The 14,483-nt window shown below is 64.4% G+C and carries 1 protein-coding gene; it reads right to left on the bottom strand.

From position 1 onward, the window contains the following. Position 1: 1 nt before the first annotated feature. A complete protein-coding gene (locus QM716_RS13950) occupies positions 2–14,257 on the bottom strand; it encodes a non-ribosomal peptide synthetase (RefSeq protein ID WP_283304667.1) in 14,256 nt (4,751 codons plus the stop codon). Between the last annotated feature and the right edge of the window lie 226 nt (positions 14,258–14,483).

Genomic DNA, 14,483 nt, shown 5'->3' with positions numbered 1-14,483 from the left:
GTCAGCCGCGCACGTCCTGAACCTCGATCAGAGCGTCCAGTTCTGCGTCGACGTCCGGGGCCGCGTGACGACCCGTTCCGACAGCCAGGTTGATCACGGGCCCGACAGCGTCCAGTCCTGCTTCGGTGAACATCTCGGCGTGTGACGTGGGCACCGGACGGTCGATGATCACCCCGGATACGAACGGTCGCCACGCCGACGCAGTTCGCAGTGGGTCGAAAGTGTCGGTCTGTGCCGAGAAGAAGAGCAGATCGCCCACGAATTTGCCCGGGCGGTAGCGGTGAGCCAGCTCGGCGCCGGCCGAGTACTCCTCGAACAGTCGCTCGATCCGCTCGCTCGAGACCAAGGGATGATCGCCGATGGCTCCGCGCAAGAGCTCTTCGGCGTCCTCGGGTGTCAGATCGCGCTCGTCGACGTCCGGCACCGAGATCCCCAACCCGCCGATCAGGTCGGCGAGAGAAGGCTGCGCACCCGCCATGGTCAGGTCTTCGAGAACGAAGCTGTCCAGCAGAATCAGGTCGGCGACGCTCTCACCGGCTGTTTGCAACTGCACCGCCGCCGCGTGAGCGATCAATCCGCCGATCGACCACCCCAGCAGGTGATACGGACCGTGCGGCTGGACTCCGCGGATTTCCTCGACGTACCGCGCCGCGAAGTCCTCGATCAACTCCGCCCGGAATTCGGGGTCCGTCAAAACCGGCGACTGCAGGCCGTAAAGCGGCCGGCTCGAATCGACGTAGCGATCGAGCGCCCCGTAGCACCAGGCCAACCCGATGGCCGGATGGATGCAGAACAGTGGCTCGGCGCGGCCTTCCGGGCGCAGTGGCAGGACTACTGCAAGTGCGGAGGTATCCGCGTCACTTGTCACAACTGTTGCCTCGAGTTCGAAGAGTCTGCGCGCCAATGCCTCCGGAGTCGGGTCGGAGAATATCCACGCGACGGGGACGGTCAGGCTGGTGCGTTCTTTGATGGCAGCGACCAAACGCGTTGCCATGAGTGAGTTTCCGCCGAGTTCGAAGAAGCTCGAATCGGCGTACGTGTCGGCGTCGTCGAGATCCAGTACCTCTGCGAAAGCAGCGCAGATCGCAATCTCGTCGCTGCCTTCCGGGCCGCGTCCACTGGGCGATTCCCAGACGGGGGCAGGTAGAACGGTGCGATCCAGCTTGCCGGCCGGTGTGGTCGGGACTGCATCGATCGCGACGAAAGCGGACGGAATCATGTGCGCAGGCAGGGATATGGCTGTGTGGCGGCGTAGCGCGGTTGCGTCGACGTCCCCGTTTGCCGGGACGACGTACGCGACGATCCGAGCGTCGCCACCTTCACCGACGACCACGCTGACGGCCGAATGCACAGACGCCTCCGACGCCAGCACCGCGTCGATTTCACCGAGTTCGATCCGGAACCCTCGCACCTTGACCTGGTGGTCTGCGCGTCCGAGGTAGACAAGCGACCCTGCGCGATCTTCACGCACGAGATCCCCGGTGCGGTACATCCGAGCGCCTTCGGGTCCGTGCGGGTCGGCAACGAACCGCGTTGCCGTCAGAGCTGGGTTGCCGAGGTACCCGCGGGCGAGACCGTCGCCGCTGACATAGAGCTCGCCGACGATCCGGCCGGGGACCGAGTGGAGACGGGAATCGAGAACCATCGCGTCCACGCCGCGGATCGGACCGCCGATCGTCACCGGCTCCCCCGCTGCGAGCGAATCGCTGATGGTGACAGCGACGGTTGCTTCTGTGGGGCCGTACGCGTTGAACATCCGACGCCCCGGGGCCCACCGAGATACGAGGTCAGCAGAGCACGCATCGCCGCCGACGACAACGGCTTCGAGATGGTCGAGTCCAGCGGGATCGACAGTCGCCAGCGCGGCCGGAGTCACGAAGGCATGGGTGATCGCCTGCTCGTCGAGCAGTTCGTGCAATTCGACGCCGCCGAGAACCGTCGAGGGCGCTATCACCATCGTCGCACCGGCCCCGAAAGCCAGCAGTAGCTCGAGCACCGAAGCGTCGAAGCTCGTCGAGGCGAAGCTCAGAGCGCGGGAGTGTGCAGTGACGCCGAAGCGTTCGCGCTGTTCGTCGGCAAACGCTGCCAGTCCCGCGTGAGTGACCAATACGCCCTTGGGTTTTCCGGTCGAGCCCGAGGTGTAGATCAGGTAGGCCGGGTTGTCGAGCTCGAGTGGCGCGTCGGGCAGAGTCTCGGAATGGACGGCCTCGATTTCGGCGGTGAATTCGACCGCGTCGAGTTCGATCCACGACGTGACGTCCGGGAGTTCGGCCAGATATAGGCCCTTGGTGATACCGAGCACTGCCCCGCTGTCGGTGAGCATGTGCTCGATCCGCTCGGCGGGATAGGCGGGATCGACGGGAAGGAACACCCCGCCGGCTTTCGCCACGGCCCAGAGCGCGATCACGTAGTCGACCGACCTCGGAAGCGCGAGTGCCACAATCATTTCCGGAGCAAGCCCGCGAGCGATCAGAGCGAACGCCATCGCGTCGGAGCGGCGGTCGAGTTCGCCGTACGTGAGCGTGGTGGATGCGCCGACGTCGACAAGTGCCAAGGCATGCCGGTCGGCGGCGCCGCGAAGCAGCAACTCCGGCAAGGTCAGAGCATCGCCGGCCGGACGTCCGTGCAACGCGCGCAGACCGCGTCCTACGAGGTCCACGTCACCGACGACGACGGAGGGCTGGGCGGTCAGTGTCTCGACCATCGTTTCCAGCATCACCGCAAACGACGCCGCCGTATCGGCGTCGAAGAGGTCCTTTGCATACGTGAGGGAGGCCGCGTATCCGCCGCCCTCCTCCGCGGTCTGTTCGACAACGGTGAACTGCAGGTCGTACTTGGCGATGTCCGGCGTGATCTCGTGGGCACGAACGGCAAGTCCAGGGAGATCCCATGCCGTCGGGTGAGCGCCGTGGAACGAGATCATCGTCTGGAACACCGGATGACGGTCGGTGGTCCGGGGTGGTGCCACGACGTCCACGACCTGCTCGAACGGAATGTCCGCGTGGGCGAACGCGTCGAGATCGACGGAGCGGACCGTCCGCAGGACGTCGACGAAGGTCGATCCGGGATCAATCGTCGTGCGCAGCCCTACTGTGCCCACGAACATTCCCACGAGGTCGTCGAGAACTCGGTGTCCTCGCCCGGCGACCGGGGATCCGATCACGATGTCGGTGCTTCGGCTCAGCCTGGCCAGCAGCACGGCGTAGGCAGCGTGCAACACCATGAACGGCGTCGACGCATTCGCGCCGGCAACCGCCTCGACCGCGATCCGGGTGTGCACCGGGAGCGAGACCGCGGTGTGGGCACCGCTCAACGACTGGGTGAGCGGGCGAGTTCGATCGCTCGGAAGGTCGATCAGCTCGGGCGCTCCCAGCAACGTCTCCCGCCAGTACGACGCCTGCGCCCCGAGCACGCTCTCGGATTCGTTCACCGCGCCCAGCGCTTCTCGCTGCCAGATGGCGAAGTCCGCGTAGTGCACCTCGAGGGGCGTGAACTCAGGGGCGTGTCCCGAACTTCTCGCGACGTAGGCGGTGAGCACGTCCTTCATCAACGGCGCGATCGACCACCCGTCCGCCGCGACGTGGTGGATCACGATGACCAGAGTGTGTTGTTGCGGCGTCGACTCGAGCAGAAGTGCCCGAACGGGGGCTTGAGTTGTGATGTCGAATCCGCGCGACGCAAATTCTCCGGCAAGCTCTGCCGGTTCGCGGGTGTCGGCGTTTCCGAACTCCAGCGAGGTGAACGCATCCTGGATCACCTGGTGTGGACCGGTGTCGGAGTCGGGGAACACCGTGCGCAGGATTTCGTGTCTTTCGATCACGTCGAGGACAGCAGCTTCGAGGGCCGGCACGTCTAGGGCACCGTCGAGCGAAATCGCGGCAGGGACGTTGTAGGCCGGTGAGCTGGGATCCATCTGGTTGAGGAACCAGATGCGCGCTTGCGCGTAGGAAAGCGGAATCCGGTCCGGGCGATCGGCGGCGCTGATCGGAGGAAGTGCCTTTACCTCGGCGGATGTGTCGAGTGCAGCGGCAAGTTCCCGAATTTCGGGGTGCTCGAACAGCATTCGGACAGGTACCTGCCTACTCAATGACTCCCCGAGGCGCTGGGCCAGTCTGGTGGCGAGTAGGGAGTTGCCACCGAGTTCGAAGAAGCTGTCCGACGCACTGATCTGTTCGATTCCCAGCAGTTCCGCCACGACGACGGCAACCTGGAGTTCGGTCGCTGTGGTCAGCGGCTCGACACTTCGCTCGGCCGAACGCAGTGTCGGCGCAGGCAGCGCCGCCCGGTCGAGTTTCCCGACGGGGGTCAGCGGAACGCGCTCGATCGGGGTGATCGCCGACGGCACCATGAAGGCGGGCAGTGAGCGGCGCGCGTGGCTCAACAGTTCGTCTACCTCGACGGCTTCCGTGCCGAGCACCACGTACGACGCCAACATCGTCTCACCGGAAGCTGCGTTCACGCCCACGGTGACCGCGAACTCGACGCCGGGGTAAGTGCTGAGGACGGAGTCGATCTCGCCCAGTTCGATGCGGAATCCGCGCACTTTCACCTGATGATCAGAGCGTCCGACGTATTCGAGCGTCTCGAGCGGCGTCCACCGAACCAGGTCTCCGGTCCGGTACATGCGGGTGCCGGCCGGACCGAACGGCGCCGCCACGAATCGCGTCGCCGTCAATGCGGGTTGATCGAGGTAGCCGCGGGCAAGTCCCAGGCCGGCGATGTACAGCTCACCGGTGACCCCGACGGGAACCGGCTGAGCGGAACCGTCGAGAACCACCGCGGACACGCCGCGGACGGGTCCGCCGATGGTCACGGTCTCCCCCGCTGTCAGAGCATCGCTGATGCATACCATGACGGTGGTTTCCGTCGGCCCGTATCCGTTGAACAACCGGCGGCCGGGTGCCCACTTGTGGACCAGTTCGGGTGAGCAGGCCTCGCCGCCGACAACGATCGACTGCAAGACGTCCAGCCCGGTGGGATCGACCGAGGCCAGCGCAGCCGGCGTGATGAACGCGTGGGTCACCTCGTGATCGGTGACAAGTCTCGCGAGGTCCTCACCGCCGTACACGTCAGGAGTTGCGATCACCATCGTCGCGCCCTCACCCACAGCGAGCAGCAGTTCAAGTATGGATGCGTCGAAACTCGGTGAGGAGAAGTGCAGTGTCCGCGACTGCGCCGAGATGCCGTAGCGCACGGTCTGCTCGGCAGCCAGTGCATTCAGGCCACGGTGAGTGACGCTGACGCCCTTGGGTTTTCCCGTCGATCCGGAGGTGTAGATGATGTAGGCGAGGTTGTCGATTCGGATCGGTGCGGCCGGAACCGGCTGCCCGACACCATCGTCCTCGATGCCGTCCATCGTCATCCATGGAACCGGGCGGGGCAGCGATTCGATCACCGCTTCCGTCGTCACTCCGCGAGTGGCTCCCGAATCGGTGAGCATGTGCAGAATTCGATCGGCGGGATATCGCGGATCAACCGGAACGAACGCGGCACCGGTCAAGGCAACGCCCCACAACGCGACGATCGAGTCGATCGAACGCGGAATGGCTGTTGCCACAATATCTTCGGTGCCGATCCCTTCAGTGGTCAAGCGCCGGGCAAGCGACGACGCACGGGCGAACAAGTCGCGGTAAAGCACCGTGGTGTCACCGGATCGAAGGGCCACCGATTCGCCTGAGCGGGTAGCGGTCCGCGTCAAGATCTCGGCCAAGGTACGCGAGGCTGTCCACACCGGACCGCGAACCGGCATCAGCGACGCCCGCTCGAGGGTGCTGAGGAATTCGATGTCGTCGATCGCCGTGTCCGGTTCGGCGGCGACTACGCGGGCCACAGACTGCACACGGTCAGCGATCGATTCTGCGGTGACGGTGTCGAAGAGCGCCTCGGCAAACCTGAGCGATCCGGTGATCTCCGTGTTCTCGGAATCGCCGGCCAGCAGGGTGAACTCGAGGTCGAACTTCGCGACGGACGGTTCGAGTGGCTGCGCCTCGAGATGCGCGTCGTGGACCATGACCTGCGGTGAGAGCAGATTCTGGTGGTACGACAGCATGACCTGGAACAGGGGGTGCCGCGTGGTGGACCGGTCGAGATCGAGGGCGTCGACCAGCACCTCGAAGGGAAGCTCGGCGTGCGCGAAAGCGGCAAGGTCGAGATCGCGGACCGCCTCGAGCAAAGAGGTGAACGACGCTCGGTGATCGACCGGTGTGCGAAGCGGTACCGAATTGACGAACATCCCGATCAGGGAATCCAACTCGGGTCGCCCGCGGCCCGCTACCGGAGTCCCGATCACCACTTCGTCGGTTGCACCGAGGCGCGCGAGAACAACCACCAGGATCGCGTGCACGACCATGAATTGCGTCGTACCACTCCGTCGTGCCAGGGCGCCGAGTCGCTCCCCCGTCGCCGCATCGATGACGATCGGCACCGATCCGACGGCGGAAGTGGTGACAGACCCGCGTGGGCGATCCACTGGTAGGAGTACCTCATCCGGGGCGCCCGCCATGGCAGCCGTCCAGAATGTCAGCTCGCGGGCAACCAGAGACTCCGGGTCGCTGATCTCTCCGAGCGAGTCTTGCTGCCACAGCGCGTAATCGGCGTACTGCACCTCGAGCGGCGCAAATACCGGTACATCTGCGACGACGCGTGCGGAGTACGCCCCAATGAAATCTGCGGCAAAGGGAGTCAGGGACCAGCCGTCGAAGGCGATGTGGTGGATGACGACGACCAGCACGTGAGCGTCGGCGTTCTCACGCACGAGCAGTGCCCGAATCGGCAGATCCGAAGCGAGATCGAACCCGCGCGCCGCGAACTCCATTGTCGCCGAGTCGACTCCTTCGGAGCCGACATAGCGCTCGACAGAGAACTGCGCATCAGAAAGTTCTCGGATGACCTGGCTCGGGCCGTCCGCGCTGTCGACGTAGATCGTTCGAAGCACCTCGTGGCGCGCGATGACGTCCGCGAGCGCCTCTTCGAGTGCACCGCCGTGAATGTCTCCGGTGATCCGGATCGCGAACGGGATGTTGTAGACCGCGGACTGCGGATCGAAGCGATTGACGAACCACAGTCGCTGTTGTGCAGCGGAGAGTGGCAGGCGGTCCGGGCGAGCACCGGCGCTCAGGGCAGGTCGATCGTCTGATCCTGCGGCGCTTGCCGTCAGATGCGCAGCGAGCGCTTCGACGGTCGGTGCTTCGAAGATCGAGCGCACGTCCACGGCGAGTCCCGTCGCCGCACTCAACCGCGCGGACACCTGCGTCGCGACGAGGGAGTTGCCTCCGAGATCGAAGAAGCTGTCTGCGGCCCGGACCTCGGGTACGTCGAGCAGTGAAACGAAGACGTCGGCGACGGTTCGTTCGAGCCCGGGCTCCGGATCGCGACCTGTTCCGAGGATTTCGCGCGGTATCGGTGTCGGTAGTGCTCTGCGATCGAGTTTGCCAACCGGGGTCAGCGGAATCGCGTCGATCGGGGTGATCGACGACGGAATCATGTAGCGCGGCAGCGTATCGGCGAGGGTCGCAAAGAGCGACTCGGTATCAGCGTCGCCGTTCAGCAGCACGTACGACGCCAGGGTGGTACCGGCAGCAGATTCGACGGGAATTGTCGTGGAGAAGTGGACGAGAGGGGAATCCATCAAGGCAGCGTCGACCTCGCCGAGTTCGATGCGGAACCCGCGGATCTTGAGCTGATGATCGCTACGGCCGACATAACGAAGGGTGAGGTCCTTGGTCCAGCGGACGAGGTCACCGGTTCGGTACATCCGGGCACCGGGCGTCGAGTACGGATGCGCGACAAAACGATCCGACGTCAGTGCGGGACGGAGGTGGTATCCACGCGCGAGGCCCGGCCCACCGATGTACAGCTCGCCGACGCCGCCGATCGGGACCGGTTGCAGCCGGGCGTCGAGCACCACGGCGTCGATTCCGCGGATGGGACCGCCGATGGTGATCGGCTCGCCCGGTGAAAGTGGATCACTGATGGCGACCATGACGGTGGTTTCGGTCGGGCCGTATCCGTTGTGCAGTCTGCGCCCGTTACCCCAGCTCGAGACCAGTTCCGGAGTGCACACATCGCCGCCGACGACTACGCATTCCAGCGCCGACACTCCCTCCGGATCGACAGTTGCCAGAGCGGCCGGGGTGATGAACGCATGTGTGACTTCGCGGCTTCGGAAGAATTCACTCAACGCGTCCCCACCGTAGATGTCGGGGGGTGCGATCACCATCGTCGCGCCGGTCGAACCGGCGAGCAGAAGTTCGAGGACGGCGCCGTCGAAGCTCGGTGACGCAAAATGCAGAGTCCGCGAATCAGCGGTGATCCGGTACCGAGCCTGTTGTTCGCGAGCAAGATTGGCCAAACCCGCATGAGTGACGACGGTGCCCTTCGGCACTCCGGTCGACCCGGACGTGTAGATGACGTACGCAGCCGACGCCGCAGTGATCGATCCCGTTCTGTCCGCGTCGTCGATCGCAGCGTCGGAGTAGGCGGCACATTCTGCAACCGTGTCCGCGTCGCCGAGGTCGATCCAGACCGCGACGTTCTCGCCGACCGCCGGACCAGCCGCAACCTCGGCTGACCGAATTCCGATCCGCACACCCGAATCCTCGAGCATGTGCGCAACGCGATCTGCGGGATAACGGGGATCGACCGGGACGAAAACGCCGCCGGCTTTGGTGACCGCCCAGACTGCGAGCACCGAGTCGACCGATCGGGCGACGGCCAGTGCGACCGGTGTCTCGGGTCCGACGCCCAGGTCCATGAGGTATCGAGCGATCCGATTCGATCGGCGCTCCAACTCTCCGTACGAGAGTGATCGCTCGGAGTCTTCGAGGGCGATCGCGTCGGGATGGGCCAGCGCGGTCTCGCCCAGGATCTGCGCCAAGGTCGATTCGCCGAGCGAGATGTCACCGCGTCGCGGCAGTGTCGCGGCGCTCTCCCGGGCGCCGAGTACACGAAGGTCACCCACCGGTGCAGCCGGTTCCGATACTGCCGATTCCACGAGTGTCACAAAATTTCGCGCCAACGCTTCGACGGTTGTCCTGTCGAACAGATCGGTGGAATAGGTGAACGTGGCATCGATACCCGCTGCGGACCCGGCCTCGCGACGTTCGGTGACGGTGAGTTCGAGGTCGAACTTGGTCAGCCCCGTCTCGACCGCCCGTGCCGTCATCGACACTCCTGCCAGTTCGGCTGTGTGCGTGGTGGTTATCCGTGAGGTGATGGCCGCTTGGAACACCGGGTGATGCGAGGATGATCGGTCCAGTTCGAGCGCGTCCACGACGACGTCGAACGGCACGTCCGCGTTGTCGAAGGCATCCACATCGACGACTCTGACCTGCGCGAGGTACTCCCCGAAGTTTGCGTCACGATCGACGACGGTTCGCAAGGCGAGGGTGTTGACGAACATACCGACGAGCAGATCGAGAGACCTGTCCCCTCGACCCGCCACCGGCGTTCCGACGACGATGTCGTCCGTGCCGCTGTAGCGGGCCAGGAGGAGCGCGAAGCACGCGTGTAGCGCGATGAATGCAGTGGCGTCGTGATCTGCGGCGAGCGCGCCAAGCTTCTGGTGGGTGGAAGCACCGATCCTGATGTCGACGCCGGCTCCGCGCATGGACGGATCGAGTGGGCGCTGACGGTCTGTCGGCAGATGGAGTCGCTCGGGCGCTCCCGCCAGGCGCTGCTTCCAGAACGCAATCTGCGAGTGGGCAAGAGACTCGGCGGATGTAGCGTCACCGAGGTGTTCCCGGTGCCAGAGCGCGTAATCGGCGTATTGAACGGGAAGGGGCGCCCACTGTGGGCCATTGCCGCCGACACGGGCCGCGTAGGCGCCGGTGAGGTCCGCAGCCAGCGGCGCGAGTGACCAACCGTCGGCCACCATGTGGTGCAGAACTACGACGAGGACGGCCTCCTCGTCATCGGCGACAGTGATCAGCAAGTAGCGCACCGGGCGTTCGCGGACCAGATCGAAACCGGCCGAGGAGAATTCGAAGATCACTCTTTCGAGGCTTTCGCGTTCCACCTCGATCGACTCGAGCCCCGCGATACCCTCGCCCAGGCCCAGAACCTTTTGCGTTGCGTTGTCCCCGACCTGAGGAAACACGGTGCGCAGTGACTCGTGGCGAGTCACCACGTCCACGATCGCGGCGCCCAGCGCGTCGGCATCGACGTCACCGCGCAGCGACACCGCCAACGGAATGTTGTAGGCACCTGATTCCGGTGCGACGCGGTTGAGGAACCACAGTCGCTGCTGCGCGGGAGCGAGCGGTAGTACCGCCGGCCGGGTTACGACCTGAATACCGTCGGCGTCCGGCGTCTGTGCGGCACGCTCGATCGTCGCCGCGATCCCGGACACCGTGGGGTGATCGAAGAGTGCACGCAGCGGCATCCGAACCCCGGTGGCTTCGGTCAAGCGAGCCACAGCCGTCGTCGCTACCAGCGAGTTTCCGCCCAGATGGAAAAAATTGTCGTCGAGCCCGAGCGGTCCGCTACCCAGGATGTCAGCCAGAACCGCGGCAACCTTGTCCTCGGTCGGTGTCGTCGGGGGCCGGAAGGCCTTGGTGGAGGCCAGGATCGGCGACGGCAGCGCACGCCGGTCGAGTTTTCCGTTGGTGGTCAACGGAATCGAATCGATGATCATGAAGGCATCGGGAACCATGTAGGTCGGAAGGACTTCGGCGGCGTGGGCGCGGAGGACTTCGACGTCCACGACGTCGGAAGCCGTCACATACGTCACGAGAGCGCCACCGGCCGGCGTCGGAGCGACGACGGTCACGGCGTCGTCGATTCCCGGCGCGCTGAGAATGACGGAGTCGATTTCTCCGAGTTCGATCCGGAATCCGCGGATCTTGACCTGTGCGTCGCCGCGCCCGAGGTATTCGAGTTGTCCGGGCGCAATCCAGCGTGCGCGATCGCCGGAGCGGTACAACCGTCGTCCGCCGGCGTTGAACGGATCCGCGACGAACCGGCCCGCGGTGAGGTCGGGCCGGCCCAGATAACCACGGGCGAGTTGACCGCCGGCGACGTAGATCTCCCCCGCGATTCCCACCGGGACCGGCGAGAGATGCTCGTCGAGCAGGTACACACGAAGTCCGTCGATCGCGTCACCGATCCGGCTGCCGGTTACCGAACTCGCGCTCGCCCTGTCGAGTTCGAGATGCGTGACGTGCACCGTCGTCTCGGTGATGCCGTACATGTTGACGAGTGCGGGCCCGGATTCCGTGTGATTGTCGTAGCCCGTGTGATTGTCATACCAGCGCCCGAGGCGACGCAGGTCCAAAGCTTCGCCACCGAAGATCACGAACCGGAGCCGAGTCTGTGAATCGGCCCGAAGGTCCGCTTCGACGTACTGGTAGAAGGCCGAGGGCGTCTGATTGAGCACCGTGACGCCTTCCGCAGCGACCAGCGCTCGGAAGGCATCGGGGTCGCGTGAGACTTCGTGATCGACCAGGAGCAGCGTTCCACCGTGGAGCAGCGCGCCCCACAGTTCCCACACCGAGAAGTCGAAGGCGAACGAGTGGAACATCGTCCACACGTCGTTGCCGTCGAACCCGAATTCGACGTGCGTGTTCTCGAACAATCGCACCACGGTGGCATGGGTGACGGAGACACCCTTGGGTCGACCCGTCGACCCCGAGGTGTAGATCACGTACGCCAGATTGTCGGCACCGTGCGCGTGCGGGCGCTCATCGGCTTCCAGACTCGCACCGGAGTACTCGTCGGAGCCGACTCCGACGACCGTCACATCGGAGTTCGGGAAGGTGGAATCGGAAATGATGCACACCGGTTGCGCATCCTCGACCACATACGCCAAGCGCTCGGCCGGGTGCGCACGATCGAGCGGGAGATATCCGCCGCCGGCCTTCAGCACCGCGACAGCCGTGACGATCATGTCGACTGACTTCGGCAGCATGATTCCGACCAGCGACTCGGATTGCACGCCATGATCGACGAGCTTGCGCGCCAACCGATTCGATCTTCGATCGAGTTCGAGGTACGACACTCGCTCGTCGCCCACGACGACGGCGGTCGCGTCAGGGGTCGCGCGAACACGGTCGGCAAAGATGTCGGAGAGCGTTCGGACCGGGGTAGTCGGCAGAACGGGCGGTACAAGCGCCTGGCGCGCGTCCGCGCGGAGCAGGTCCACAGAGCCGAGCACCGAGTGCGGAGCGCTGGCCATCGCGGTCAAGATTCGTAGATAGCGGTCGGCGAGGTCTTCGGCTTGCTCTTTCGTGCCGAGCCAATCCAGAACGCCGGAGATCGGCAGATCGAAGTCGGCATGCTCACCCGTCGGAATCGCCAGAGAGACAAACAGTTCCGGAGCTGTCGCGAGGTCGGACCCGATAGGCGCACCGACCATGAGTCCCGGAAATTTCGGATGTGCATCGAGCGGTTCCTCGAAGCAGACCATCGCCCGGAACAACGGGCCCGTCTCCACCCATCGACCCTCACCGAGGGCGGCGGTCACCGAAGACAGAAGAATGTCTGCGTGTTCGAAGGCGTCGATCGCGACGGCGTCCACCGCACCGACCAGATCTGTGAGCGTCATGGTGTTCGACGCCGTCGAGCGAAGCACCAGCTGGTTGGCGAACATCGAGACGAAGTCGTCCGGATTCGAGGCGCCGTATCCGCGAACCGAAACTCCGATCGACACCTCGTCGGCCGAACCGACGCGGCGCAACAGTCCGGTCATCGCAGACTGGAAAAGCACGAACAGACTCGTGTTCATCGTCGTCGCCATCGTCTCGAGGCGGCGGCAGAGGTCTGCCTCGATCTGGAGGGGCGTGGACGTTCGACCGGTTCCAGCGACGACCGGCAACCCCAGCTCCTCGGCCGGGTTCGACAATGTCGATGACCAGTATTCGACGTTGCGGGCGTGTTGGACTTCTGCGATCCACTTCCCCGCGGCGTCCGGGTCGATGTCCATCAATCGAGTTCCCGATTCTGCGGCACAAAACAATTCGAGGAATTCGAGGAACCGTCGATGGTGACGCGAGACGTCCTCGTCGGTGTAGAGGTCTGGATTCGCGGCGAAGTCGATCTGGATCCCCTCGGCTGTGGAAGTCTGATAGACGTTGACCGAGAGGTCTTCGATCGGCCCGGTCGAGATCACGTGGAGTTCGCCGCGCGCGTCGCCGAGGGTGATTCCGGAGTGGAACAGCATGAGGTTGATCAACGGTCCGTGGAAGCCGCGTCCGTCGGCGATACTGTGATCACCGGCGTTGAGGACGCGTCGCAGGTCCTCGTGGCGGTACTTCTGATGACGCAGTGCGCCGGTCAGTTCGATCTTCACCTCACGCAGCAAGTCCCCCACTGCGAAGTAGGGGTCGACGCTCGCGCGTATCGGGACGACGTTCGACATCATTCCGCCGGACCTGCGTGCAGCCTTTGTCGTGCGCCCCGAAACCGGGAGACTGAGCACGACATCGCGAGTTCCGATGGCCCGGGCAAGGTAGGCGGCCAGAGCGCCGATTACCACCGAGGACGTCGTCACGTCGTGCGCTTCGGCAATTCGTTCGAGGGAGCTTCGCAGTTCTTCAGGCACCGTCGCCGACCGCAGACGTGACCACGCCTGCGCGGGAGCAGTCGAGGACGCGAGCGAGGTTCCGCTCGGCTTGTCGGCCATCTTCGTAGTCCAGTAGTCACGGTCGCGCTCCCACCGCGTAGAGCCCAGATAGTCCGACTCAGCCTGCACCAAAGCTTGGAGAGGCGCAGTTACCACTGGGGGAACTGGCAGATCTCGTACGGCGGCGGTGTAGATCTCGGCTGTGCGGTTCATCATCGACATCGCACCGAAACCGTCGAGGGCTACGTGATGGATGCGGCTGTACCAGTAGGAATGGTCGTCGCGAAGAACCAGGACCGCGAGCCTGACCAGGCGATCGGTGAACGGATCGATGGCTGCGGTGTGTTCGCGCCGCATCCATTCGCGCGCCGCCGATTCCGGATCCGTTTCGGTGCGTAGGTCGACCACGTCGAGGGAATCGTCCATGTCGACATCGAGCCACTGACGCGCAACCCCGTCCACCTCGACCAGGCGCAGGTATCCGGAACCGATCTCACGGCCGGTCTGCTTACTGGCGGCGGTCAGCAGGTCGATGTCGAGCGGGCCGTCCACATCGACGTACTGAGCGATGCTGACTGGTATCTCGGGTCGAAGCTGTTGTGCGACAAGTAGGGAAAGTTGCGCGGCAGAAAGAGGGAAGGTGAGTTCGTCGTCTGGACGAGCTGCGGAAACGATTCCTCGGTCGGGACTGCCATCCACACGAATCTCCCTCTTACAACTTGATCATGATCCAAACAGGTGTATGCGCCCGCCGGACGCTTCGAACTGATCGGGGTACTTCGAAATAAGACGAATACATTGGAAAGCTCCGGCGGAAACTCGCAAATCGCCCGCCGGAGATCACATCGTGACAATCAGCTGCGATGTTACCGATGAGTCAGCTTCCAGCAAATCTTCATCAAACAATCATTCGGGACTATTGTCC

This window comes from Rhodococcus sp. IEGM 1409, from assembly GCF_030056735.1.
GTDB lineage: Bacteria > Actinomycetota > Actinomycetes > Mycobacteriales > Mycobacteriaceae > Rhodococcus_F.
This window is presented reverse-complemented; position numbering and strand designations above follow the sequence as displayed.